This is a genomic window from Halobacterium salinarum DSM 3754, assembly GCF_008124605.1.
GTDB classification, from domain to species: Archaea; Halobacteriota; Halobacteria; order Halobacteriales; family Halobacteriaceae; genus Halobacterium; species Halobacterium salinarum.
The window spans coordinates 607,970-632,059 of record NZ_VRYN01000001.1; the positions used below are offsets into that span (position 1 = coordinate 607,970).

At 69.8% G+C, this 24,090-nt stretch carries 24 protein-coding genes; 15 read left to right on the forward strand and 9 right to left on the reverse strand.

The genetic code is table 11. The annotated features are described in order from the left end of the window. Positions 1–6: 6 nt before the first annotated feature. The 3 genes from APQ99_RS03240 to tatC (APQ99_RS03250) form a co-directional block, all read right to left on the reverse strand. Positions 7–720, reverse strand: a complete 714-nt coding sequence (locus tag APQ99_RS03240) for a queuosine precursor transporter (protein WP_136361590.1) — start codon at positions 718–720, stop codon at positions 7–9. Further along, positions 710–901: a ribbon-helix-helix domain-containing protein gene (locus APQ99_RS03245; RefSeq protein WP_010903684.1), complete on the reverse strand. Its 192-nt coding sequence runs from the start codon at positions 899–901 to the stop codon at positions 710–712. Before APQ99_RS03245 ends, APQ99_RS03240 begins: the two co-directional genes overlap by 11 nt. A 62-nt stretch (positions 902–963) precedes the next feature. Further along, positions 964–3,138, reverse strand: coding sequence for a Sec-independent protein translocase TatC (gene tatC / locus APQ99_RS03250; protein ID WP_136361591.1), 2,175 nt, complete (start codon positions 3,136–3,138; stop codon positions 964–966). Positions 3,139–3,228: 90 nt separating this feature from the next. Between tatC (APQ99_RS03250) and tatC (APQ99_RS03255) the strand changes: the two genes are divergently transcribed. The 4 genes from tatC (APQ99_RS03255) (at position 3,229) to rpiA (ending at position 8,269) form a co-directional block, all read left to right on the forward strand. Beyond that, on the forward strand, positions 3,229–4,263 hold the full coding sequence (gene tatC, locus APQ99_RS03255) for a twin-arginine translocase subunit TatC (RefSeq protein WP_136361592.1): 1,035 nt from the start codon (positions 3,229–3,231) through the stop codon (positions 4,261–4,263). A 46-nt stretch (positions 4,264–4,309) separates the two neighbouring features. Further along, positions 4,310–6,319, forward strand: a complete 2,010-nt coding sequence (locus APQ99_RS03260; RefSeq protein ID WP_136361593.1) for an endonuclease MutS2 — start codon at positions 4,310–4,312, stop codon at positions 6,317–6,319. Positions 6,320–6,422: 103 nt separating this feature from the next. After that, the gene (locus APQ99_RS03265) at positions 6,423–7,547 is read left to right on the forward strand and encodes an ORC1-type DNA replication protein (protein ID WP_010903688.1); all 1,125 of its coding nucleotides are present in this window, start codon (positions 6,423–6,425) and stop codon (positions 7,545–7,547) included. Positions 7,548–7,591: 44 nt separating this feature from the next. Next, complete coding sequence (rpiA, locus tag APQ99_RS03270) at positions 7,592–8,269, forward strand: ribose 5-phosphate isomerase A (RefSeq protein ID WP_010903689.1); 678 nt, start codon at positions 7,592–7,594, stop codon at positions 8,267–8,269. 64 nt (positions 8,270–8,333) lie between these two features. On the opposite strand, the gene APQ99_RS03275 is transcribed toward rpiA, so the two are convergent. Continuing rightward, on the reverse strand, positions 8,334–8,501 hold the full coding sequence (locus tag APQ99_RS03275; RefSeq protein WP_010903690.1) for a DUF1931 family protein: 168 nt from the start codon (positions 8,499–8,501) through the stop codon (positions 8,334–8,336). Between the two features lie 251 nt (positions 8,502–8,752). On the opposite strand from APQ99_RS03275, the gene APQ99_RS13070 reads away from it, so the two are divergent. The 3 genes from APQ99_RS13070 (at position 8,753) to APQ99_RS03285 (ending at position 10,609) form a co-directional block, all read left to right on the forward strand. Continuing rightward, a complete protein-coding gene (locus APQ99_RS13070; RefSeq protein ID WP_012289473.1) occupies positions 8,753–8,902 on the forward strand; it encodes a DUF7563 family protein in 150 nt (49 codons plus the stop codon). 38 nt (positions 8,903–8,940) lie between these two features. After that, entirely contained in the window at positions 8,941–9,174 is a 234-nt protein-coding gene (locus tag APQ99_RS03280; RefSeq protein WP_010903691.1) for a GIY-YIG nuclease family protein, read from the forward strand. A 61-nt stretch (positions 9,175–9,235) separates the two neighbouring features. Beyond that, positions 9,236–10,609 carry a phosphoglucomutase/phosphomannomutase family protein gene (locus APQ99_RS03285; RefSeq protein ID WP_136361594.1) on the forward strand — a complete coding sequence of 458 codons (1,374 nt, stop codon included), beginning with the start codon at positions 9,236–9,238 and terminating at the stop codon, positions 10,607–10,609. 14 nt (positions 10,610–10,623) lie between these two features. Here APQ99_RS03285 and APQ99_RS03290 read toward each other — a convergent pair whose 3' ends face one another. Next, the gene (locus APQ99_RS03290; protein WP_136361698.1) at positions 10,624–10,956 is read right to left on the reverse strand and encodes a GNAT family N-acetyltransferase; all 333 of its coding nucleotides are present in this window, start codon (positions 10,954–10,956) and stop codon (positions 10,624–10,626) included. A gap of 64 nt (positions 10,957–11,020) precedes the next feature. After that, on the reverse strand, positions 11,021–11,245 hold the full coding sequence (gene samp2 / locus APQ99_RS03295; RefSeq protein WP_136361595.1) for a ubiquitin-like small modifier protein SAMP2: 225 nt from the start codon (positions 11,243–11,245) through the stop codon (positions 11,021–11,023). 298 nt (positions 11,246–11,543) lie between these two features. Here samp2 and APQ99_RS03300 point away from each other — a divergent pair, with 298 nt between their 5' ends. Continuing rightward, positions 11,544–12,512: a replication factor C small subunit gene (locus APQ99_RS03300; protein WP_136361699.1), complete on the forward strand. Its 969-nt coding sequence runs from the start codon at positions 11,544–11,546 to the stop codon at positions 12,510–12,512. Positions 12,513–12,520: 8 nt separating this feature from the next. On the opposite strand, the gene APQ99_RS03305 is transcribed toward APQ99_RS03300, so the two are convergent. Further along, positions 12,521–13,504 carry a glutathione S-transferase family protein gene (locus APQ99_RS03305; RefSeq protein ID WP_136361596.1) on the reverse strand — a complete coding sequence of 328 codons (984 nt, stop codon included), beginning with the start codon at positions 13,502–13,504 and terminating at the stop codon, positions 12,521–12,523. An 88-nt stretch (positions 13,505–13,592) separates the two neighbouring features. On the opposite strand from APQ99_RS03305, the gene APQ99_RS03310 reads away from it, so the two are divergent. Next, positions 13,593–14,303 carry a DsbA family protein gene (locus APQ99_RS03310; protein WP_244288997.1) on the forward strand — a complete coding sequence of 237 codons (711 nt, stop codon included), beginning with the start codon at positions 13,593–13,595 and terminating at the stop codon, positions 14,301–14,303. Between the two features lie 61 nt (positions 14,304–14,364). Then, entirely contained in the window at positions 14,365–17,154 is a 2,790-nt protein-coding gene (alaS, locus tag APQ99_RS03315; RefSeq protein WP_136361598.1) for an alanine--tRNA ligase, read from the forward strand. 15 nt (positions 17,155–17,169) lie between these two features. On the opposite strand, the gene hisI is transcribed toward alaS, so the two are convergent. Together hisI and APQ99_RS03325 are read right to left on the reverse strand one after the other, a co-directional pair. Continuing rightward, positions 17,170–17,559, reverse strand: a complete 390-nt coding sequence (gene hisI, locus APQ99_RS03320; RefSeq protein ID WP_136361599.1) for a phosphoribosyl-AMP cyclohydrolase — start codon at positions 17,557–17,559, stop codon at positions 17,170–17,172. A gap of 45 nt (positions 17,560–17,604) precedes the next feature. Beyond that, a complete protein-coding gene (locus APQ99_RS03325) occupies positions 17,605–18,549 on the reverse strand; it encodes a prepilin peptidase (protein WP_012289477.1) in 945 nt (314 codons plus the stop codon). Between the two features lie 225 nt (positions 18,550–18,774). Here APQ99_RS03325 and mamA point away from each other — a divergent pair, with 225 nt between their 5' ends. Genes mamA through APQ99_RS03350 form a run of 5 tightly spaced genes read left to right on the forward strand, consistent with a single transcriptional unit; the run spans position 18,775 to position 24,074 of the window. Further along, positions 18,775–19,224, forward strand: a complete 450-nt coding sequence (gene mamA, locus APQ99_RS03330) for a methylaspartate mutase subunit S (protein ID WP_010903701.1) — start codon at positions 18,775–18,777, stop codon at positions 19,222–19,224. A 6-nt stretch (positions 19,225–19,230) separates the two neighbouring features. Continuing rightward, on the forward strand, positions 19,231–20,661 hold the full coding sequence (locus APQ99_RS03335; protein WP_136361600.1) for a methylaspartate mutase subunit E: 1,431 nt from the start codon (positions 19,231–19,233) through the stop codon (positions 20,659–20,661). Then, entirely contained in the window at positions 20,661–21,917 is a 1,257-nt protein-coding gene (locus APQ99_RS03340; RefSeq protein ID WP_136361601.1) for a methylaspartate ammonia-lyase, read from the forward strand. The genes APQ99_RS03335 and APQ99_RS03340 overlap by 1 nt, the downstream gene beginning before the upstream one ends. 58 nt (positions 21,918–21,975) lie before the next feature. After that, a complete protein-coding gene (locus APQ99_RS03345) occupies positions 21,976–22,602 on the forward strand; it encodes a MaoC family dehydratase (protein ID WP_010903704.1) in 627 nt (208 codons plus the stop codon). Beyond that, a complete protein-coding gene (locus APQ99_RS03350) occupies positions 22,599–24,074 on the forward strand; it encodes an acetyl-CoA hydrolase/transferase family protein (protein ID WP_136361602.1) in 1,476 nt (491 codons plus the stop codon). Before APQ99_RS03345 ends, APQ99_RS03350 begins: the two co-directional genes overlap by 4 nt. Positions 24,075–24,090 lie beyond the last annotated feature (16 nt).

Consider the following 24,090-nt stretch of genomic DNA (forward strand, 5'->3'; position numbering starts at 1 on the left):
GCCGGGTCAGTCGGCTGCGGGTGCCGGCGCGCCGAGCCCGCGTGAGCGGGCCGCGGCCACGACGGCGTAGACGAACGGCGTGTCGCCGACGGCGATGGCGAGTTTCAGGAGGTACTGGCCGACGATCAACGCGAGCAGCTGTGCGGGGGTTCTGGGTTGACCCACGCCCAACAGCACCGGTGCCGCCCAGAACGCGACGGTCACGAAGATCACGGTGTCGATGATCTGGCTGGTCGCCGTGGAGCCGATGTTGCGCAGCCAGAGGTGGCTGGCGCCGGTGCGGTCGCGGATGGCGTGGAACGCGATCACGTCCCAGTTCTGGCTGACGACGTACGCCAGCAGCGACCCAGCCACGATGTTCCCCGCGGACAACAGGACCGTCGCGAAGGCGTCCTGGCCGACTCCGGAGAACGGCGCGATGGGCGCGCGAACGGTGCTGTACACCAACGCGAGCAACACGAGGTTCATCACGAACCCGACGTTCACCATCACCTGTGCGTCCCGCCGGCCGTACAGCTCGGCGTAGCAGTCCGACGCGAAGAACGTCACGGCGTACGCCAGCGCCGCCCCCGGGAGCACGAGCGCTGCGCCGGTGACGGGCAGCGACACCGGCAGCTCGAACAACAGGAGTTTCGACGCCGTCAGCTGGGCGGTGACCAGCGCGGTTACGAACAGCCCGATGAGCGCGACCTGGGTCACGGGGGTGTCGTTACGCATCATCGGCTGTGGCGGCGTCCTGGAGGCGGCCGTGGCGCGCGTCGATGTCGTCGAGCACGTCGAGGGTTTTCCGGATGGACGCGCGGACGGCGTCGCTCCGGTTCACGAACTTGCCGTCGTCGCCGACGTGCTCGTCGAGATCGTCCAACAGCTCCTGGGGCATCTCAACGCTGATCTTGGGCATACTAACGGATGCGAGCCGTCGAGTATAAGCTGCGCGGGTTGGGTGGCTGCTCGGCCGTCGGGTTACGTCGGTGTGGACCGCGAGTCGCCGCCGCGTCGACCGCCCAGCGTGAGGGCGTAGAGGATGGCGAGCCCGAGGCCGTACATCGTGGCCACCGGGAGGGCCACGATGAACATCGTGTAGAGGCTGTCCGGCGTCGCCAGCGCGGCGAAGAAGAACGTGGCGAGCACGGGTACCCGCCAGCGCCGCCGCATGGTGTCGAACGAGACAATGTTTCCGTGGTTGAACAGCACCATCGTCACCGGGATGCTGGCGAGCAGGCCGATCCCGACGGTCAACAGGAAGACCAGCCAGGCGAACGTGCCGATGGTGTAGCTGATGACCATGCCCGCCTGCAGCGCGTCGCCGACGAGAAACGAGATGACTGCGGGCGCGATGTAGGCGTACCCGAGGTAGCTGCCGCCGACGAGGGTGACCGCGAGGCTGCCACCCCAAGCAAGGATGGTGCTGCGGTCGCCGGTCACCAGGCCGCGCTCGGAGAGCGACGGCCACAGGTAGTAGACGAGCAGCGGCACCACGGCGACGGCGGCGATCACGACCGAGAGCTTCACTTGAAACACCAGCGCCTCAACGGGGTGCAGCGTGATCGGCCAGGAGTTGGCGTCGGGTTGGATCTCCGGGGGGATGCGCGTGATGAAGTCGTAGCGCAGGGTCGCCAGGCCGCCGTAGTACAGCCAGCCGAACACGCCGACCATGACGAGCATGAACCCGCCGACGATGCGGAACGCCCGCGACCGGAGGCTGTCGAAGATGAACCGGAGGTCGTGGTAGTAGCCGCCGATGTCGTCCTCGGTGGTGTCGTCCTCGGTGAAGGCGTCCATCATGCCGGCGGCCGTGCGCTGCATGGTGGCTGACGACTCCGCGTCGGGGTTGTCGGCCTCGGACCCCGTGTCGTCGTCGTCGGCAGCGGCGGCGTCGAAGCGGTCGAGGACGAGTTCGGCTTTCCGGTCGTCGCCGTCGTCCATGGCTTGGGAGGCCGTTGCGAGCGCTTCGTCCTCGCTGAGTGCGGCGAACGCTTCCGGGGGGGCGGCCTCGATGCCGGCGGCGTCGAGAGCGTTCAGGTCGATGTCGGCGGGGTCGGGCCGGCGACTGCGGGGGCCGTTGCGGGCGGCCGCGCGGTCGACGGCGACGTAGAGGTAGTACAGCGTCGCCGCCAGCACCGCAAGCGCCGCGAACGCGGCGCCGAGCACGAGCACGGCGGTGTCGGTCGGCACGCCGAGTGCGCGCTCGACGGTCGGGACGCGGACCCCGGACCCGAGCGCCGCCAGCCCGTCGTTGAACAGCTGGATGCCGTTGTACTGTTCGACCGCGTATCCGGCCCCGAACCCGAGGACGACGACCCCGAGGATGCGGTTCCAGGCGGCGCGGAACACACCCCGCACGTCGATGTCGTCGCGGCCGCGTTTGACCGTCACGACGATCTTCGAGACGTAGAGGCTGAGCCCGTACAGCAACACCAGTGGGGTGGCCCAGAGGATCTGCGTGAACGGGTCCGGGGGGGAGAACAGCGCGCCGAAGGTCGCGATGGCGACGATCGCGTACCGCCACTTGTCGCGGAACGTCTCGTAGGCGACGATGCCCGAGTACGACAGCCCGGACATCAACAGCGGGAGCTGTGCGGCAAGCGAGAAGGACAGCGACAGGAACAGGATGAACTCGGTCCACTTGACGATGGAGTATTTCGGCGAGAGGCCGACCGTGTCGGCGTTCCCGGCGAGGAACTGGAACATCAGCGGGAAGAACGCGAAGTACGCGTAGAGCACGCCCAGCGCGGCCAGGCCGGCGGCGATCACGAGCACGCCGCCGAGCTGCCAGCGCGTGACGCTGATCGGCGGGACGATGTCGCGGTCCTGGAGGGGGCGTTTGGCGTGGTACGCCAACACCGGAAGCGCCGCCAAAACGCCGGCGAACAGCCCGATTTTCACCTGCATGAGGATGACCTCGAAGGGCGTCTGGGCGATGACTTCGGCGTTGGCTGGCAGCAGATCGGCCTCCAGGGTGGGCCAGATGAACAGCCGCATCACGAAGATGCCAGCGAGCAGCCCGACGACGAACGCGATGAAGACGTGTTGCAGGCGGTCCTGAGCCGTCGAAAGCAGGACGCCAATGGATTCTCGGCCGGAGTCGATTGCGCGGGCGGTGCCCGGGCTGACGAGATCCGAGCCGGAGCCACTCATTGCTACGCGATAGCCCGCTCGGAGTTATCAATCTTCTTGTCGGACGGTAAAAGAAAGCCTATAACGGCGCGGCCGCGAAGGATCGGACGAATGGCTGAGGACTCAGACGGCCGCCACGACGCCGCCTCCGAGGGCCCGCCGTGGGACGGCCTGCAGTCCGCCGTGCGTCGCGTCGGTGGCGGCGAGTCCGAGGGGGGTGAGTTCACGCGCGTCGACGACGACGAGCAGCCCTCGGCGGAGGCGTCCGAGCCGGAGTTGCTCCCGGAGGACCGCCACCAGACGGCCACGCCGCGCGACCACGAAGCCGGCGGTCCAACGGCGGCCACGCAGCCGACGCCGGGCGGCGTGGCGGCGGGCGCGAGCAGCGATCCCGACGCCGCCAGTGGCGGCATCGGGATGGACGCGCCGGAGTCCGACGAGGAGGCACCGCTGGGCGAGCACATCGAGGAGATGGTGACCCGATTGGGGATCGTTGTCGCCATCGCGGCGCTGGTGAGCATCGTCGTGTTCCCGGTAACGAAGCCGCTCATCACGTGGATGTGGAACTACGTGCTGCCGGGCGGCGAAGCGATCGATCCGCGGGTGTATCAGCCCTTGGAGCTCATCATCACCCAGGTCAAGGTGGCGAGCCTGGCGGGCCTCGTGGTGGCGCTGCCGGCGTTCGTCTACGAGTCGTACGTGTTCATGCGGCCGGGGTTGTACAGGAACGAGCGGCGGTATTATCTGGCGTCGGTGCCGACCAGCCTGGTGTTGTCCGTGGTTGGCGTGTTGTTCGCGTTTTTCATCGTGCTCCCGTACACGATGGGGTACTTCCAGAGCTACACCGAACCCACGGCCGACGTCGCGTTCGCGCTCGGCACCACGTTCAATCTGTTGTTGCTCGTGATGGGGTATCTGGCGGTCGTCTTCCAGATCCCGCTGTTCATCATGCTCGCGATCATGCTCGGGGTCACGACCCGGGAGTGGTTGGAGAGCCGGCGGCTGCTGTTCTGGGGGGCTTTCGCGGGGATCGCGTTCACGTTCAGCGCCATCGACCCGACCGGGATCGTGCCGGTGATCGTGGCGATCACGATGGTCGTGCTGTTCGAGGGGACGCTTGCGTTGTTGCGGTGGACCGGAAACTAGGGGGACCGCGAAAGCTCTTTGCGTGCGGGTGCGCACACCTCTCCCGATGGACCTGCAGGCGATCCCAGGTGTGGGCGCGAAGACCGCCGACGCGCTCGGGAGCCTCGACGACCCGGAGGGCGCGCTGGAGCGCGGGGACGTGGCGGCGGTGGCCGGCGCGCCCGGCGTGAGCGAGGGGCGGGCGGCCCGGATCGTGCGCAACGCGATCCGGGTGCGCCACGACGACCCCGGCGGGTTTCTGGCGACCGATCGGGCCGCGGAGATCCACGAGCGGGTGCTCGGGTTGCTCCAGGAGCGTGCCGTCACCGAGTACGCGCGCCAGCGGCTGCGGACGTTCTATCCGAGCGCGGCCGACTCGCGGATCGCGGAGGTCAACGCGTTCGTCGCCGATGCCATGCAGCGGACGCCACGCGACGACGTTCTGGAGGCGTTGGCGGGCGTGGAGCCGCTGTCAGCGCCGTCCGGCGTGTCCGTGCGAGAGCGCTGCGTGGCGACGACCGACGCCGAGACGTACAGCGATGCGGCGGCGGCGTTCCCGGAGCTGTCCGTGGAGATCGTGGGCGACGCCCGCGACCTGGCGGAGTTGGCGCGCGGGTACACGACGGTGGTGGCACTCGATGAGGCGTTCGTGGGCGTGGAGGTCGAGGGGGACGTGCGCGTGGAGCCCGACGCCATGGAGCGCCCGGCGGAGGTGGTGCCCGAGCGCGTGCTGTCGTTTTTCGCGGCGAACCGGGACCGCATCCGGGCGGCGGTCAGCGTGCACGAGGCCGCCGGCATCGACACCGACGTGGATTTGGACGCGTTGGACGGCGCGCTGGCGCACCTGGAGGGCGACGGGTCGGTGGCTGGCGACGACGAGTTGGATCGGCTGACGCGCGCGGTGAACGACCTCGATGCGGCGGTCAGCGACGCCGAGTCGGTGGCCAACGACCGGCTCCGGGAGGCGATCGGGGAGCAGGACGTGACCATCGAGGGGGCGGACTTGTTGAGCCTCGTCGAGCGGGGCGCGGGGGTGGACAGCCTGCTGGGCAGAGAGCTCGCCGACGAGTACGATGACGCCGTCGGGGCGGCCCGGGACGCGCTCGAAGAGCAGTTGGGGCTGCGGGGTGAGGCGGCGAAGCTGGCACGGCGGGTGTTCGGCGACGAGCCGACGTTCCCCGTGGCGCGCGACGACGACGCCATGGCGCGGGTGCGCGAATCGCTGACGGCGGCCAGGGATCGCCGGGCCGCCGAGCGCAAACGGGAGTTGGCGGCGACGCTGGCGGATCTGCGAGCGCCGACTGAGGCGCTGGTCCACGACGCCCTGGAGGTTGACGTGGCGCTTGCCGTGGCGCGGTTCGCGGCGGATTTCGACTGCGTGCTGGCCGAGCGCGGCGGCCGCGGGTTCCGCATCGAAGGCGGGCGCAATCCGCTGTTGGACGTTGCCTTCGCGGAGACCGAGCCGGTGGAGTACGGCGTCGACGGGGTGGCGTTGTTGTCGGGCGTGAACTCCGGGGGGAAAACGAGCACGCTCGATCTGGTGGCGGTGGTGGTGGTGCTTGCGCACATGGGGCTGCCGGTTCCGGCCGAGGCGGCGCGCGTGCCGGCGATCGCGGAGCTGCATTACTACGCGAAGTCCCAGGGCACGCTTGATGCGGGGGCGTTCGAGGCGACGCTGCGGGATTTCGCGAGCCTGACCGAGCGCGTGGCCGACGATGAGGGGAGCGAGGGGAGCGCGGCCAGCCGGCTGGTGCTCGTCGACGAGTTGGAGTCGATCACGGAGCCGGGAGCGTCGGCGAAGATCATCGCGGGGATCCTGGAGGCGTTGCACGAGGCGGGGGCGTCGGGCGTGTTCGTCTCCCATCTGGCGGGCGAAATCCGGGATCAGTGTGGGTTCGGCGTGACCGTCGACGGCATCCACGCGGCGGGATTGGAGGACGGCGAACTGGTCGTTGAGCGGTCGCCGGTGAAAGACCATCTCGCGCGGTCGACGCCGGAGCTCATCGTGGAGAAGCTGGCCGAGGCGGACGGGGCGGTGGGTGAGGAGTTCTACGAGCGGCTGCTGGAGAAGTTCTGACCCCGGTCAGCGGATCGCCGGGTTCGCGGGGTGTGCGGGCGTTTGCCAGCGGGTGGCGGGCCGTGGCGAACCGTTAAGTGGCTGCCAGGGCGTGGTGGATGTGATGGATGAGGACCCCGAAGAGGGGCTGCTGGGGTGGGGTGAGACCGTGTTCCGGGACGAGCACGTCTTCGAGATCGATTACGTCCCGGAGGTGTTCCGACACCGGGAGTCACAGCTGCAGACGCTGCAGTACGCGCTCCGGCCGGCCGTGCGTGGGTCCCGGCCGTTGAACGTGGTTGCGCGCGGGCCGCCGGGCACCGGGAAGACGACAGCCGTCCAGAAGCTGTTCGGCGAGCTCAGCGGTCAGCCCGGGGTGCAGACGGTGCGGGTGAACTGCCAGGTCGACTCCACGCGGTACGCGGTGTTCTCGCGGGTGTTCGAGGAGATCTTCGACTACGAGCCGCCGTCGTCGGGGATCTCGTTCAAGAAGCTGTTCGGACAGGTGGCCGAGCGGATCGCCGACGACGACGAGGTGTTGGTGGTGGCCTTGGACGACGTGAACTACCTGTTCTACGAGGACGAAGCCGGTGACACGCTGTACTCGCTGTTGCGGGCTCACGAGACCCAGCCGGGCGCGAAGGTCGGTGTCGTGGTGGTGTCGTCGGACCTGGAGCTGGACGTGATCGAGGCCTTGGACGGGCGCGTGCAGTCGGTGTTTCGGCCCGAGGAGGCGTATTTCTCGGCGTACGACCGGGCGGAGATCACGGACATCCTGCGGGATCGTGTGGAGGTCGGGTTCCGGGAGGGCGCGGTCGCGGAGCCGGTGCTGGATGCCGTGGGCGGGCGCACCGACGAGGCGGGCGATCTGCGGGTGGGGATCGACGTGTTGCGGCGGGCGGGGCTGCACGCCGAGTCCCGCGCGAGCAAGACCGTCGAGATGGAGGACGTCGACGCCGTCTACGAGGACGCGAAGCACGTGCATCTGTCGCGGACGCTGGCGGCGCTGTCGGACAACGAGCGCGCGCTGGTGCGGACGGTAGCCGAGCAGGAGGGCGACCGGGCGGGCGACGTGTACGACGTGTTCAACGACCGCACCGACCTGGGGTATACGCGGTACACGGAGATCGTGAACAAACTCGACGAGCTCGGCGTGATCGACGCGGCGTACGAGCAGCGGTCGGGGCGCGGGCGGTCGCGGACGCTGCGGCTCACGCACGACTCGGAGGCGGTCCTGGAGCGCCTGTAGGGAGTGCGGGTGGCTTTTTAGGTGGTGGCGTGCGAGCGTGTGCTATGAAACAGGCTGGCGGGAGCGCCGAGCAAAAGCGGCGGGCCGGGGAGGCGGCGGTGGCCGAGGAAGTGACCGAGGGGGCGGTCGTGGGGCTCGGAACCGGGAGCACGGTGGCGCACGCGATCCGCGCGCTGGGTGCGGAAGCGTCGGACGTGTCGGGGGTAGCGACGTCGTTCGAGTCCCGACGGCGCGCCGTCGACGCCGGGGTGACGGTAACGAGTCTAGAGGCGGCGTCGGTGGACGTCGCGATCGACGGCGCCGATCAGGTGGCCGACGGCGTGCTGGTGAAAGGTGGCGGGGCGGCCCACACGCGCGAGAAATACGTGGCGGCCAGCGCCGACCGCTTCGTGGTGGTCGCCGATCCGTCCAAGGAGAGCGACGTGGTGGACGTGCCGGTGCCGGTGGCGGTGGTGCCTGACGCCTGGCCGGTGGTCGTCGATCGGGTTGAGGCGCTGGGCGGGACGGCGACGCTGCGGGACGCCGAGCGGAAGGACGGGCCGGTGGTTACGGACACCGGGAGCCTCGTGGTGGACTGCGATTTCGGGGCCATCGAGACCCCCGAGGCGGTGGCGGCGTCGCTGTCTGCGGTTCCGGGCGTCGTCGAGCACGGGCTGTTCGTGGGGATGGCTGACGCCGTCTACGTGGGAACCGACGACGGCGTCCGCGTGCGGGACCCATAAGCGGGGTGGTGGTGGTGCACGCGGGGCTGTGCGGTGTGAAAAACTGAGAGAAGCGAGTGCCGAATTACAGGTCGCGGGGCTGCACCGTCTTGCGACCGTTGGCCTCGGCGCGTTCCGCGGCGTCGGCGAGGAGGTCGTCGACTTCCTCGTCGAGGGCCTCGTAGAAGTCGGAGGCAACGTTCTTGTCGTCGAGTGCTTCCTTCACAGCGGCCTTGACGATGAGGTCTGCCATACACGCTGGGTTTTCACTCCCCCGCTTATAAGGCTTCCCATAATCGGGCGCGTAACGGCCCGGTTACGGCGTGTACGTGGCGAACTCCATGTGACCAACCACCGCTCCACATGAAACGAACGTGGCCACTCGACGGCAGGTACGAACGAACAGAGATTCAGACTCTCGGAAAGTATGTTCGGGATTGGGGAAACTATTTTATTCGTGTATGGACTATACTGGGATGCCGACGCCAAGTCGGCAGCACCCCAATGCCTCGTTGCACTCACTGTGACGGCCACGTTTCCGATGATTTCGTTCGCGTGTTCGCGGGCGAAGACGGACAGGTTCGCGCGTGCCCGAACTGCTCGGCGAACGCGGGGATCGCTGAGGTATCCCGCGAGCGGGGCCGCCACGCCTGACCGAAAGTCCAGTATCCAACCCGCCGTTTCGTTCTCGCATGCATCACGTGTACGTCATCGAATGCAGTGACGGCACCTACTACACCGGCTACACGACCGACGTCCAGCGACGGGTCGCCGAGCACAACGCCGGCGACGGCGCGAAGTACACGCGGGGGCGCACGCCGGTGACGCTCAGGCACACCGAATCGTTCGACTCGAAGTCCGAGGCGATGCGCCGCGAGTACCGGATCAAGCAGCTCTCGCGGGCGCAAAAAGAGGCGCTGTTCTGACCAGCCCCCACGGACACCAGCAACCGGAGGGCCTTTGACGAGTCGCGGCGACGACCCGGGCATGGACGAGGTCATCAGTTTCGGCACGGACGGCTGGCGTGCACCCTTATCGGAGTTCACCAGCGACCGCGTGCGCATCGTCGCACAGGGGGTTGCCGACCACCTCGCGGCCGACGGCGGCGCGGGGGACACGGTCGCCGTCGGATACGACGCCCGCGACACGTCCGCGGGGTTCGCCGAGGACGCCGCGGACGTGCTGGCGGCCAACGGCTTCGACGTGGTGCTGCCCGAGCGGGACTGCCCGACGCCCGCGGTCTCACACGCCATCGTCGAACGCGACCTGGCCGGAGCGGTGGTCATCACGGCCTCGCACAACCCCCCCGAGTACAACGGCGTGAAGTTCATTCCCGCTGACGGGGCCGGCGCGCTCCCCAGCGACACCGAGGGGATCATGGCGAACCTCGGGACGCCGGCGGCGGGCGACCCCACCGGCGAGATCCGGCGGGTGGACTTCACCGGCCCGCACGTCGCGCACTGCCGCCGCCTCGTGGACGCGTCGCTGGACGGGCTGACGGTCGTGTACGACGCGATGCACGGCAGTGGCCGCGGCGTCACCGGTGACGCGCTGGAAGCGGCGGGCGCGGACGTGATCCGGCGGCGCTGCACCCAGGACGCCGCGTTCGGCGGCACCCCACCGGAGCCGACGCCCGAACACCTCGCCGGCCTCGCCGACGCCGTCGACGAACACGACGCCGACCTCGGCATCGCCAACGACGGGGACGCCGACCGCGTGGCGGCTGTCACACCCGAGCGCGGCGTGCTCGACGGGAACTGGTTCTACGTGCTGGCCTACGACTACCTGCTGGAGTCCGGGACCGGTCCCGCGGTCCGCACCGTCTCCACGACCGGCCACGTGGACGCGGTGGCCGCCGCCCACGACTGCGAGGTGGTCGAAGTCCCGGTCGGGTTCAAGTGGGTGGCGGCGGCCGTCGACGACCACGACGCCCTGTTCGGCGGCGAGGAGTCCGGCGGCTACACGATGCGCGGGCACGTCCGCCAGAAGGACGGCGTGCTGATGGGGCTGCTCGCCGCCGCGGCGGCGAGCGAAACCGCGCTTGACGACCGTATCGACGCCATCGAGGACGCCCACGGCGAGATCCACCAGGACAAGACGAGCGTCGACTGCCCGGACGACCGCAAACAGGCGGTGCTCGACGGGCTCAGCACCGCACTCCCGGACAGCGTCGCGGGCGTCGCCGTCGACAGCGTCAACGACACGGACGGGTTCAAGATCGTGCTCGCGGACGGGTCGTGGCTGCTGGTTCGGCCGTCGGGCACCGAGCCGAAGATGCGGGTGTACGCGGAGGCGGGCAGCGCCGCCCGCGTCGCGGCGCTGCTGGACGCCGGACGCGAACTCGTCGCGCCCGTCGTCTGAGGCGGTGGCCCGGGCTATCCGAGGATGCCCCGATAGCGCTCGCCGCGGCGCTCGCAGTCGAAGCCCAGGCCGTCGTAGAACGGCTTCACGCCGGGGTCGAAGTTCGCCGTGAGGGGACGCCAGCGGATCGTCGCCGCCCCGACGAGCCGGGAGCCGATGCCCTGGCCACGGCGACGCCGCCGAACAGCGACCGCTTCGACGTGCGCGCCCGTCTCGTGTCGGGGGACGGCGACGAGCGCGCCGACGATGCGGTTGTCGTGGTCGGCGACCACGACGGTCCCCGCTTCGATGCGATCCGCAACGGTAGCGGCGTCCACAGCCAGGTTCGCGCCGTCGAGCACCCGCATCACGCCGAGGTGGTCGCGTGGCCCCGCCGTCCGGACGACGGGCGTGGTGGTGTGGTCGGCCACCTCACCCACCCTGGATGAGGCGAAGCACGCGCACGAAATCCGCGTCCACGGGGTGGTCTTCGGGGACCGGCGAACCGTCAACCATCACTGCGACCTCGTGGGGGCTCAACCCCACGTCGGCGAGCAGGTCGGCGTACGTCGTCGGCGGCCCGGGTTCGGTGTCGGCGGCCGTGGTGACGGTGAACTCGTGGGTGTCCCCGCCGACCACGAACAGAGTCACGCGCATACTGGCGGTACTGCTGTGGCTGCCTTCAGCCCCGCGGTCGTCAGTTCGGAGCGGCGTCACGCGGCGGTTCGTCGCCGTGGTACTGCCCCCAGGCGACGCCCAGCAGGTGGACGCTGCGGTGGTGACGTTCCCACCGGGCCGCGCGCTGTCGGCAGTGAGCGCGTGCGTGGGGCTGTCTGTGGCTGCCGTCGCGCCGGAGCTGTCCGGGCGACAACGCCCACGGTGCGCGTTCGCAGCGCCAGCAACCGGATGGGTGGGTCTCGCGGCGTTTAAGTCCCGCACGCTCGTGGTGGCGAGCATGACCGACGCCGCGGGCGGCCGCCAGGAGATCTGGGTTGAGAAGTACCGGCCCGAACGCCTCGAAGACGTGGTTGGCCACCCCGACATCACCGAGCGCCTGCAGAGCTACGTCGACCGCGACGACCTCCCCCACCTCCTGTTTGCGGGGCCGGCGGGCACCGGAAAAACGGCGTCCTCAGTGTCGATTGCCAAGGAACTCTACGGCGACGACTGGGAGGACAACTTCCTGGAGTTGAACGCCAGCGACGAACGCGGCATCGACGTGGTCCGGGACCGCATCAAGGACTTCGCGCGGTCGTCGTTCGGCGGCCACAACTACCGCGTCATCTTCCTGGACGAGGCGGACGCGCTCACCGACGACGCCCAGTCGGCGCTGCGCCGCACGATGGAGCAGTTCTCGAACAACACCCGGTTCATCCTCTCGTGTAACTACTCCTCGAAGATCATCGACCCGATCCAGTCCCGGTGTGCGGTGTTCCGGTTCGCGCAACTCGGCGACGACGCGGTCGCCGCCCACCTCCGTGAGATCGCCGAGACGGAGGGGCTGGAACACACCGACGACGGCATCGACGCGCTGGTGTACGCCGCGGACGGCGACATGCGCCGCGCGATCAACGCCCTCCAGGCGGCCTCGGCGACCGGCGACAGCGTCAACGAGGAGACCGTCTACGCGATCACCGCGACCGCCCGTCCCGAGGAGATCGAGACGATGGTGACCGAGGCACTGGGCGGCGACTTCGCGGCCGCGCGAGCCACGCTGGACGACCTCCTCACGAACCGGGGGTTGGCGGGCGGCGACATCATCGACCAGGTGCACCGCTCGGTCTGGGAGTTCGACGTCGAGGAGGCGGCCGCAGTGCGGCTGCTGGACCGCCTCGGGGAGGCCGACTACCGCATCGCGGAGGGCGCAAACGAGCGCGTGCAACTGGAGGCGCTGTTGGCGTCCGTCGCACTGAACGCCGAGTAGGTGGCTGGCTACTGGTTGAGCGCGGCGGGCGGCCCGCCCGGCAACTGGTCGCGGTCGTGGGGCGCGAAGAACGCCGGGTTCGGGCCCGTCGGGACGAGGCGCTTGGGGTTGAGGTGGCCGTGGCTGCGGTAGTAGTGCTGCTTGACGTGCTCCATGTAGAGGGTGTCCGCGACGCCGGGGAGCTGGCAGAGCTCCCGAAGGTACGGCCAGAGGTTGTCGTGGTCGCTGATGCGCTTGCGGTTGCACTTGAAGTGCGTGTGGTAGACCTCGTCGAAGCGGTACAGGGTCGTGAACATCGCCACGTCGGCCTCCGTGAGCACGTCGCCGGCGAGGTAGCGCTGCTCCGCGAGCACGTCGTCGTAGTGCGCGAGCGCCTCGAAGAGGTCGTCGACGGCGTTGTCGTACGCGCGCTGGCTGTCCGCGAAGCCGGCGCGGTAGACGCCGTTGTTGATGGGGTCGTAGATGTCCTCGATGAGGCGGTCCACCTCGTCCCGGTAGCCCTCGGGGTAGAGGTCCACGTCGCGTGTGGCGTGGTCGTCGAAGGCCACGTCCAGCATCCGCATGATTTCCTCGCTTTCGTTGTTCACGATGGTGTCCGCGTCCGTGTCGTACAGCACGGGCACCGTGACGCGGCCCGTGTATTCGGGGTCGGCTTCGGTGTAGACGTCCCGGAGGTGGGTGCCGCCGAAGACGTGGTCGGGCGTGCAGCCGGGTTTTTCGGGGTCGAACGTCCAGCCCTGATCGTAGCGCACGGGGTCGACGACGCTGACCGAGATCGCGTCTTCGAGGCCCAAGAGCGCGCGCACGAGGAGCGTGCGGTGGGCCCACGGGCAGGCGTAGGAGACGTAGAGGTGGTAGCGCCCGGCCGCCGGGGGTACGTCGTCGCCGACCCAGTTCCGGAAGCTGGTGGTGTCGCGCTCGAAGGCACCGTCGTCGCTGTGTTCGTTCATGTCCGCCTCAGTGCGCCAGTCACCGTCGATCATGCGGCCCATGCCCGTCGGTACGCGAGCCAGCGGCTTAGCAGTGGGGGCGGGGTTTGATTCCACGGGGTATTTGACCGGCGACACCGAAACGCAGGCCATGCCACACAGACGGCGCGTGCTCACGGCGACGGCAGCGGCGGCGAGCCTGTCGCTTGCCGGCTGTCTCTCGAACGACGGCGGCGGCGACAGCCAGGCGTCCAGTTCCACGGACGCCGAGACGACCGGCGACGCAGCGTCGCTGGCCGACCACCCGGCGGCGGCGGGGCTGGACGCCCAGCCCGTGCTCGGCCCGGACCCGCTGTCGGCCGACACCACGGTGGTGGTGTTCTCCGATCCGTCGTGTCCGCACTGCCAGGACTTCGAGGCGGACGTGTTCCCGAAGCTGAACGCGAACTTCATCGAGCCGGGGTCGCTGTCGTACGTCTACCGGAACATGGCGTTCGTCGCGCCGTGGGCGACAGGCGCTGTGCACGCCTTCGAGGAGACCTACGAGCGAAACGCGGACGCGTTCTGGGCGCTCCGCGAGTGGGTGTACAGCAACCCCGACCAGGTCGCCGACGATCCCGGCGAAGCCATCAAATCGTACCTGGCGTCGGAGACCGACATCGAGGACCCCGAGGCGGTCCGGACGGCGGCCGCCGAGCGCACGCAGAGCGCGCAGGTCTCCCAGGACGAAACCGCCGCGAAGAACGCCGGGATCAAGTCGACGCCCGGGTTCGTGGTGGCTGCCGACGGCGTCGTCACCACGTCGTTCACCGGCGCGAAGCCCTACGACGAGTTCGTCGAGTTGGCTGGGCTGAGCGAGTAGCGCGTGGGGTGCGGTAGCGCTCCCGGAACTGTTTTACTCGCTCGCCGGCCACCTACGTCCAATGAGCGACCTCGAATCTGCCTACCGCCTCGAATACTTCGAGGAGGAGGGGTTTCACCGCCGGGAATGCGTGTCGTGTGGCGCGCACTTCTGGACGCGCGACGGCGACCGCGAGACGTGCGGTGAGCCGCCCTGCGAGGACTACCAGTTCATCGACAACCCCGGCTTCGATGCGTCGTACTCGCTGACCGAGATGCGGTCGGCGATGGTGTCGTACTTCGAGCGCGCGGGCCACGACAGCATCGACCCGTATCCGGTGGCGGCGAACCGGTGGCGCGACGACGTGCTGTTGACCCAGGCGTCGATCTATGACTTCCAGCCCCACGTCACGAGCGGGGCGTCGCCGCCACCGGCGAACCCGCTGGTGGTGAGCCAGCCCTGCATTCGGATGCAGGACATCGACAACGTGGGGAAGACCGGGCGGCACACGATGGCGTTCGAGATGCTGGGCCATCACGCGTTCAACGCCGACGAGGGCACCGACTACGCCTACGACGGGGAGGTGTACTGGAAGGACACGGCCGTCGAGCACTGCGAGGGGTTGCTGGCTGACGTGGGGGTATCCCTGGACGAGGTGACGTTCATCGAGGATCCCTGGGTCGGCGGCGGGAACGCCGGCGCGGCGTTCGAGGTCATCTATCGGGGCTTGGAGTTGGCGACGCTGGTGTTCATGAGCCTCGAACGGGATCCGGACGGCGAGTACGAGATGAAAGACGGGCACACGTACGCGGAGATGGACCGCCGCGTCGTGGACACCGGCTACGGCGTCGAGCGCTGGACGTGGATGAGCCAGGGCACGCCGACCGTCTACGAGGCGGTCTACCCCGACACCATCGACTTCCTCAAAGAGCAGGCGGGCATCGAGCACACCGACGAGGAGGCCGAACTCGTGCACCGTGCGTCGAAGCACGCGGGGAACCTCGATATCGACGAGGTGGCCGACATCGAGGACGCGCGCGCCGGGATCGCGGCCGAGCTGGGTGTCGACGCCGAGCGCCTCACCGAGCTTGTGGCGCCCCTGGAGGACATCTACGCGATCGCCGACCACTCCCGGGTGTTGGCGTACATGTTCGGCGACGGGATCGTGCCGTCGAACGTCGGCACGGGCTATCTGGCGCGGATGGTGCTGCGCCGCACCAAGCGCTTGGTGGATGACATCGGTGCCGACGTACCCCTCGACGAGCTCGTCGACATGCAGGCCGACCGGCTGGGGTACGAGAACCGCGACACGATCCGGAGCATCGTGCGGTCGGAGGTCGAGAAGTACGGGGAGACCCTCGAACGTGGGGGGCGTCGCGTCGAGCAGTTGGCCGAGGAGTACGCCGACCGCGGGGAGCCGATTCCGACCGACGAGCTGATCGAGCTGTACGACTCACACGGCATCCAGCCGGGGATGGTCGCCGACATCGCCGCCGACGTCGGGGCGACCGTCGACGCGCCCGACGACTTCTATTCGCTGGTGGCGGCCCGCCACGACGACGGCGACGGCGGGGCGGCGGGCGGCGACGGCGGCGGCGACGACCGGCTAGCGGATCTGCCCGAGACGGAGACGCTGTACTACGACGACGCGTACGGGTCTGAGTTCGAGGCCGTTGTCCTCGACGTCTTCGAGCGGGAGGGCGAGGACGGCGACGCCGCCTTCGACGTGGTGCTCGATCAGACGATGTTCTACCCGGAGGGCGGCGGGCAGCCGGCGGACACGGGCGTGTTGACCGGTGACGACCACACCGTGGACGTGATCGACGTCCAGGAGCGCGACGGCGTGGTGTTGCATCGCACCACCGACAACCCCGGGAAGGGGGAGTTCGTGCGCGGGCAGATCGACACCGAGCGCCGCCGCCGGCTGATGGCCCACCACACGGCGACGCATATTGTGGTGTACGCCGCCCGGCAGGTGCTGGGCGAGCACGTCCGGCAGGCCGGCGCGCAGAAGGGCGTCGACTCCTCGCGCATCGACGTCACGCACTACGAGCGCGTGGACAGGGAGACCGTCAAGGAGATCGAGCGCGTGGCGAACGAGATCGTGCGCGCGAACACGAGCGTGCAGTGCGAGTGGCCCGATCGCCACGAGGCCGAGGCGGAGTACGGGTTCGACCTCTATCAGGGCGGCATCCCGGCGGGAGAGCAGATCCGGCTCGTGCACGTCGACGACGACGTGCAGGCCTGCGGGGGGACCCACGTGGCTCGCACTGGTGAGATCGGGTCGATCAAGATCCTGAACGCCGAGCGCGTGCAGGACGGCGTCGAGCGGCTGACGTTCGCTGCGGGGGCGGCCGCCGTCGAGCACGTGCAGGGGCAGGAAGACGATCTGCGGGCGGCCGCCGAGGTGCTCGATGTGACGCCGACGGAGGTCCCGGAGACTGCCGAGCGGTTTTTCACCGAGTGGAAGGACCGCGGGAAGACCATCGACGACCTCAAAGAGCAGCTCGCGGAGGCGCGGGCGTCCGGCGGCGGTGCCGGCGAAGAGGTCGACGTCGCCGGCACGACGGCCGTCGTGCAGCGCGTGGACGGCGACATGGACGAGTTGCAAGCGACCGCGAACGCGCTGGTCGACGGCGGACAGGTCGCGGTCGTCGGCTCCGGTGCCGACGGCGCGCAGTTCGTCGTGGGCGTCCCCGACGGTGTGCCCGTGAACGCCGGCGAGGTCGTCGGCGAACTCGCGGCTATGGTGGGGGGCGGTGGCGGTGGGCCGCCGGACTTCGCGCAGGGCGGGGGACCGGACGCGGAGCGCCTCGACGACGCACTGTCGCGGGCGGCCGACGTGCTCGGTGACGCCGCGAGCGCGGAGTAACGCCGGATCGGCGGCTCAGTACGCGTCGTCCGGGTCGAAGACCTGGTCGCCGACGGTGTCGCCGTCGAGCGTGCGGTGGAAGCAGGATTCGTGGCCGGTGTGGCAGGCGCCGCCGGTCTGGGCGACGAGATACAGCAGGGCGTCGCCGTCGCAGTCGACGCGGATCTCGTCGACGGATTGGGTGTTGCCGCTGGTTGCGCCTTTCTCCCAGAGTTCGTCGCGGGACCGCGAGTAGTAGTGCGCCCGCCCGGTGGTGGCGGTTTTCGCGACCGCCTCGCGGGTGGCGTACGCGAGCATGAGTACGTCGCGGCTGTCGGCGTCCTGGGCGATCACGGCGACGAGGCCGTCGCCGTCGTCGGTGTGGCCGGCACCGCCGAAGTCGAGGTCGACGTCGAACTCCTCCATACTGGCGACTGGGTTCCCCGGGGGTTAGTGGTTGTGCGTGCCGGGTCAGGCCGCCGCGAACCCCAGAGCGTCCAGCACGTAGAACAGCACGTCGCCGAACGTGAGCGCGACGACGAGGCCGGCGAACAGCGGCAGGAGGAACGGGACGCCGGGGGTGACCCAGACGTCGTCGTGGTCGGTGATGAGGTCGAGGCCGTCGCGGAGCTGGGCTGGGGTGGTGCCGTACGCGGAGTGGTCGATGTCCGCGAGGAACGCGGCGGCACCCCAGGGGTCGCCGCTGCCGTCGGTGGCGACTGCGCCGTCGGTCGGGTCGCCGGGGGTATCGGGGAGCGTGTCCGGGTGTCGGAGGCCGGGGTCCGAGCGGAGGTCCGCGAGCGTGCAGTCACGCCATCGGAGATACATCCGGAGGGCGTCCAGGTCGAGGCCGCTGCGCGTGAACCCGCCGGCCGAGGATTCCAGCAGGCTGCCGTGGACCGTGGCGAGGTCGTCGGCGGCGACCCGCCGGCCGACGAACATGACCACGGAGACGTTCCCGGTGAGGGCGTTCCGAGCGCCGAGCACGAGCGGGTACGCGAGTGCGAACAGCACCGTGTTCGTGAGGACGGTCAGCGAGAAGACGCCGAGCGTGGTGGAGACACCGGGGAGTGCGTAGCCCGCGAACTCGTAGGCGGGGTAGGTGGGGAAGAGGACGGCGAGCACCATGAACGCGCGGGCGTCCGCGCCGCCGAAGCCGCCGATATACCAGAAGCCGTACGCCAGCGGGATGACGAACAGGAGGCTGAACGCGGTTCGGATGGCGAACGGCGTGAGCCCGCCGGGGATGCCGAGTGCGACGAAGCCGTCCCACAGCAGGAGGAGCACGCCGAGGAGCGCCAGTGGCCCCCAGAGGGTGTTCGAGACGCGGCGCGTGTGTATGTCGCGGACGGCGGCCCAGCCGAGCGCTGGCACTGCAACGAGCCGGAGGAGATCCGGTATCGAGGCGTCGACCACTACCGGGTGAGGGACCTACGGTTGCTTAGCTGTTTTGCACGTGGTCGGCCGGGCTGTGTGGACACCGCGCGAATAAGTAATGAACTTTTATGAAGGATGGGGGCGGAGCGTTCGACACGGATGCTCCCCCGACAGCCCGGATCGGCCCGCACAGCGTCGTTGTTTCAGATCCCTGTAATCGCCAATACGTTTATTGTCGATGTCTGTTTCGACTACTAACGAACAATGAGCGCCACAGATCCAACCGTCGTCCTCGGAACGATCGGTTCAGACGCCCACGCGGTCGGCATCACGCTGCTGGATCACGCGTTGCGGGAGGCTGGGTTCACCGTCCACAACCTCGGCGCACAGACGGCCAAAACGGAGTTCGCGACGGCGGCCGCTGACCACGACGCCGACGCGGTGTTGGTGTCCTCGCTGTACGGTCACGCCCAGCAGGACTGTGCGGGGCTCCACGATCAGTTGGCGGCGGCGGGCGTGGACGCGACGACTGTCGTGGGCGGGAACCTCGCGGTCGGCCAGACCGACTTCGAGACGGTCAAACAGCGCTTCGAGGAGATGGGCTTCGACAGGGTGTTCAGCGCCCAAACCGGCTTCGAGGCGGTCGTCGATGCGGTCAAGACGGAACTGGACGTGGACGAACGCAGCCCGACAACCACCACCCTCGGCGCGTAACCCCCGATGATCGAAGACAAGCGACTCACCGACACCGAACTGGAGGCCATCACGGACCGGATAACCGGCGACTGGGTATCGAGGGCGGCCGTGGACTTCGCGGACGCCGTGGCGTTCCACGAGTCACTGCCGCCCCACAAGCGGTTCGCGGCGGTGCTTGAGAACGCCGAGGCGGTGTTGTGCCAGCCCCGCGCCGGCGTGCCCCGCCTCGACGAGCACGTCGAGTTGCTCCAGCACCTCGACGAGGAAGGCGGCGCGGACCTCCTGCCGACCACCATCGACTCGTACACCCGGGACAACGCCTACGAGAAGGCCGCCGAGGGGCTGGCGCGCTCCCGGGAGACCGACAGCAGCGAGCTCAACGGCTTTCCCGCCGTCAACCACGGCGTTGACGGCTGCCGCGAGGTCGTGCGCCGGGTCGACGCGCCCGTGCAGGTCAGACACGGCACTCCCGACGCGCGCCTGCTGGCGGCGGTCACGCTTGCGGGCGGGTTCCAGAGCTTCGAGGGCGGGCCGATCACGTACAACCTCCCGTACACGAGTGCCTACGATCTAGAGACGACCATCGAGTACTGGCAGTACGTCGACCGGCTCTGTGGGGCGTACACGGAGCGCGGGGTCACGATCAACCGCGAGCCGTTCGGCCCCCTCACAGGGACGCTCGTCCCGCCGTCGATCGCCATCGCGATCGTCACCATCGAGGGGCTGCTGGCGGCAACCCAGGGCGTCCGCAGCGTCACGCTGGGGTACGGCCAGGTCGGCAACCTCGTCCAAGACGTCGCTGCGGTGCGCGCGATGGCGGCCATCGGGGCCGAGTACCTGCCCGACTCGGTGACCGTCACGACAGTGCTCCACCAGTGGATGGGGGGGTTCCCGCGCGACGAGGCGCGGGCCCACGGCGTCATCGGGTTGGCCGGCGCGACCGCTGCGCTCGTCGAACCCACGAAGGTCATCACCAAATCCCCCCAGGAGGCGGTGGGCGTGCCGACGGCGGAATCGAACGCGGCGGGCCTGCGCACGACCGAGCAGGTGCTGCGGATGCTCGACGAGCAGTCGATCACGCTGGACGGCGTCGACAGGGAGCAGGCGTTGATCGAGCGGTCGGTGCGATCACTGCTCGATGCGGTGTACGAGGCCGGCGACGGCGACATCGCGCGTGGCACGGTGCGGGCGTTCGACGCGGGGACGCTTGACATCCCGTTCCCGCCCAGCGACGCGGCGGCGGGTGACGTGCTCCCGGCCCGCGACGACGACGGCCGGGTTCGCCTGCTGAAGTTCGGGGCGGTGGCGCTGGACGACGAGACGAAGCGAATCCACCGCGCGCGACTGGACCGCCGCGCGGACACCGAAGGCCGGGAGCTCTCGTTCCGGATGGTGGCCGACGACGTGTCGGCGGTCAGCGATGGGAGGCTCATCGGCCGCCCGGGGGACGACTGATGCGGATCGAACGCGTCACCGCGACGCCGGGGGTCGCGGGGTTTTTCTTCGACGACCAGGCCGCGATCACCGCCGGTGCTGACGCCGACGGGATGGCGTACGCGGGCAGCCCGCGGACGGACGGCTACGAGCGCATCCGCGAACCCGGGGAGGCGCTCGTGGTCGAGGTGGTGTTGAGCGACGGGCGGCGGGTGCGCGGGGACTGCGCGGCCGTCCAGTATTCCGGCGCGGGTGACCGTGATCCGCTGTTCCGGGCGGCCGACCACAGGGCCGTCGTGGAGGGCGCGGTGGCCGAGGCGCTCGTGGGCCGGGATGCGGCGTGTGTCGCGGACAACGCGGCGGTCGTCGAGTCACTCGCCGACGAGCGAGGGCTGCACACCGCGGTCCGGTACGGCGTCTCGCAGGCGCTGGTGGCCGCCGCCAGCGCCGCGCGCGCGACCACGCAGACGCGGGTCCTCGCGGACGCCCTGGGTACTGAGCCGGCGACGGAGCCGGTGCCCGTGTTCGGGCAGTCCGGCGAGCAGCGCCGCCGCGGCGCGGAGGCGATGCTGCTGAAGCGGGTCGGCGTGTTGCCCCACGGGCTGTTCAACAGCGTCGAGGCGGTCGGCCCCGACGGCGTCCGACTCGTCGAGTACCTCGACTGGCTGTCCGAGCGCGCCGCCACCCTGGGCGGCGACGGCTATCGGCCGCGGTTCCACGTCGACGTGTACGGGATGCTCGGGGAGCTGTTCGGGCCGCCGTACGACCGCGCGGCGGTCACGGGGTACGTCCGCGAGCTGCGGGCGGCGGCCGCCCCGTACCCGCTGCAGGTCGAGGGGCCGATGGACGCCGGGAGCCGCGAGGCGCAGATCGACGCGATGGCGGAGCTCCGGGACGGCCTCGCGGACGCCGGCGTGGCCGTCGACATCGTCGCCGACGAGTGGTGTGACAGCCGCGCGGACGTCGAGGCGTTCGTGGACGCCGGCGCGGCGGACGTCGTCCAAGTGAAGACCCCGGACGTGGGCGGCCTCTTGGAGAGTGGGCGGGCAGCCAGATACTGCGCGGGCACCGACACCCGGGCGTACGTCGGCGGGACGTGCAACGAGACGACGGTGTCGGCGCGGCGGTGCGCGCACGTCGCGTTGGCGACCGACGCCGCACAGGTGCTTGCGAAGCCCGGCATGGGGTTCGACGCGGGGTACGCGGCGGTCAGCAACGAGATGCGACGCACGCTCGCGCGTCACCGGGCGGCAGTGGGTCCTGGTGACGCGGCATAGGCGGCCTGCGGGCGGACTCGGGGAATCGCCAACCGAACACCGACACACAGCCACAACGATGCCACAGGACACGACGAACCCGTCTACGGGAACGGCCGAGCAGCGCACAGCAACCGACACGACCGTCCAGCTCCGGGCGGGCTGGCAGGGGCGGTTCTACGAGGATTTCGCGGTCGGCGACGTGTACAAACACCCCTACGGCCGGACGGTCACGGAAACCGACAACGTGTGGTTCACGAATCTCACGATGAACGCGAACCCGATGCATTTCAACGCGGCGTACGCGTCCGGAACCGAGTTCGACGAACGCCTCGTGAACGGGCTGTTCGTGATCGCGCTCTCGGTGGGGATGAGCGTGGTTGACGTGTCCGCGAACGCGACCGCGAACCTCGGGTACGACGACATCCAACACCACGCGCCGGTGTTCCACGGCGACACGCTGTTCGCCGAGAGCGAGGTGCTCAGCAAGCGCGAATCGGAGTCCCGGCCCCACGTCGGGATGGTGACCACGGAGCTGCGGACGTACACCCAGGACGGCGAGTTGGTGTTGTCCCTGGAGCGCACGCCGATGGTGCGCAAGCGTGGGGCCGCGGACCCGTCGGCCGCCCGGCCACCGGGATGGCCCGCGGGGGTCGGCACGCAACCGGACGCCGAGCGCACGGTCCCGGACGGGGAGTCACGATGACAGCACCGCGGACGGCCGGCGTGGCGGGGCGCGTGAACGGCGACTGTCCGGTCAAAGACGCCACCACCGTGGCGGCCGGCATCGCCGACGACGCGACGCTCGCGGTGTCTGGGTTCGGGAGCGTCGGCGACCCGAAGGCGGTGCCACGGGCGCTGGCCGCGGCCGCGCGCGACGGCCGCGACCTCGCGCTCACCGTCGTCTCCGGGGGGAGCGTCGGCGACCCACTGGACACCGATCTCGTGGCGGCGGGCGGCGTCGCGCGGCGGTACCCGTATCAGGCGACGACGGCCGCGCGGACGGCCGCGAACGACCGGGAGTTGGCGTTCGCGGATCGCGGGATCGCCGGGCTGAGCGACGAGGTGCGGTTCGGGCGGCTGGTGGACCCCGACGTGGCGGTCGTGGAGGCGGTGGCGGTCGGGCCGGGGTGGCTGATCCCCTCGACGTCCGTGGGGCAGACGCCGGCGTACGTGCGGGCGGCCGACGAGGTGGTGGTGGAGGTCAACGACGCCCAGCCGATGGGGCTGTCGGCGTTCCACGACGTGGTGGTGCGTGACCCGCCGCCCGACCGGGGGCCGCTGGCGGTGTCCGCGCCGGGCGAGCGGGTGGGCGAGTCGGCCGTGCGATTCGACCCCGAGAAGCTGCGCGCGGTCGTGCGCACGGACCGCCGTGATGATCCCTACGAGTTCCGCGATCCGACGGCGACTGACCGCCGCATCGCCGACAACGTCTTGACCGTGTTGGAGCGCGCCGTCGACCGTGATCCGGTGATCGGAGCGGCACCGACGCTCCAGTTCGGCGTCGGCAGCCTCGGGAACGCGTTGATGGGCGCGCTGTCGGGGTCGTCGCTCGCCGACGGTGAGCTGCGGTATTACGGCGAGGTGATCCAGGACGGCCTGTTGGACCTGCTTGCGGACGGCGACCTGGCGGTGGCGAGCGCGACCTCGCTGGCGCTCTCAGTGGACGGGCAGGATCGCGTGTTCGACGCGCCCGAGCGGTACGCCGAGGACGTGGTGCTCCGCCCGTCGAACGTCTCGAACGCGCCGTCGCTGATCGACCGGTTCGGGGTGGTCGCGGTCAACAGCGCGGTCGGCGTGGATCTCTACGGACACGTCAACTCCACACACGTCGCGGGGGCGCGGCTCATCAACGGCATCGGCGGCAGCGTCGATTTCAATCGGAACGCCCACCTCACTGTGGTGGCGCTGCCCGCGACCGCGGCCGGCGGGGACGTGTCGACGGTCGTGCCGCTGGCGAGCCACGTCGACCACACCGAACACGACACCGACGTGGTGGTGACCGAGCACGGCGTCGCGGACCTGCGCGGGAAGCCACCCGTCGCGCGCGCCGAGGCGATCATCGAGTGCGCCGCCCCCGCGTTCAGGCCGGATCTGCGGGCGTACCTGGATCGCGCCCGGGAGTCATCGGGGCACCTCCCACACGACTTGTCGACGGCGTTCGACTGGCAGTCGTAGCCCGGCCACGAACACC